This window comes from Mycobacterium simiae, from assembly GCF_008370645.1.
GTDB lineage: Bacteria > Actinomycetota > Actinomycetes > Mycobacteriales > Mycobacteriaceae > Mycobacterium > Mycobacterium simiae_A.
In genome coordinates this window covers 1-555 of sequence record NZ_VTZN01000498.1, presented here as the reverse complement: position 1 = coordinate 555, position 555 = coordinate 1, and the positions used below count along the sequence as shown (strand labels likewise).

The window sequence follows — 555 nt, the reverse complement described above, 5'->3', positions numbered from 1 at the left end:
GGTCCGGGTCAAGGTGGTGCGGGCGGTAGCGGCGGTATTGGGGGTACCGGCGCGGCCGGTGGGGCCGGTGGGGCCGGCGGGTCGGGTGGGGCGGGCGGTCGGGGTGGGCTTTTGGCCGGTGATGGCGGCGCCGGCGGGGCTGGTGGGGCTGGCGGTGGTGCTGGAGCCGGAGCGCCCGGAGCATCCGGGGGTGCTGCGGGCAACGGCGGCAGCGGCGGGGAGCCCTCCGTTGGCGGCGGATTCGGAACTCCCCCGCAGGGCACCGGCGGCCCCGGCGGCACCGGCGGCCTGGGCGGCACGGGCGGACTTGGCGGTGTTGGCGGGGCTGGCGGTGCTGGCGGCGCCGGCGGGCGCGCCGGGCTCCTGTTCGGCACCGGCGGCCTGGGCGGTGATGGCGGCCTGGGCGGTGGTGGCGGCCTCGGAGGCACCGGCGCATCCGGCGGTGCCGGCGGTGATGGCGGCGCGCCGACCTTCGGCAGCCTCGCCGTCCAAGGCGCCGCGGGCGGCGGCGGGGATGGCGGGGATGGCGGTGATGGGGGTGATGGCGGCGCCGGC

Annotated in this window: 1 pseudogene; it reads left to right on the top strand. The window is 80.9% G+C overall.

Going from position 1 to position 555, the window contains the following annotated elements:
• Nucleotides 1-555 (top strand): annotated as a pseudogene (locus F0Q45_RS29815) (PE family protein); the annotation flags it as partial.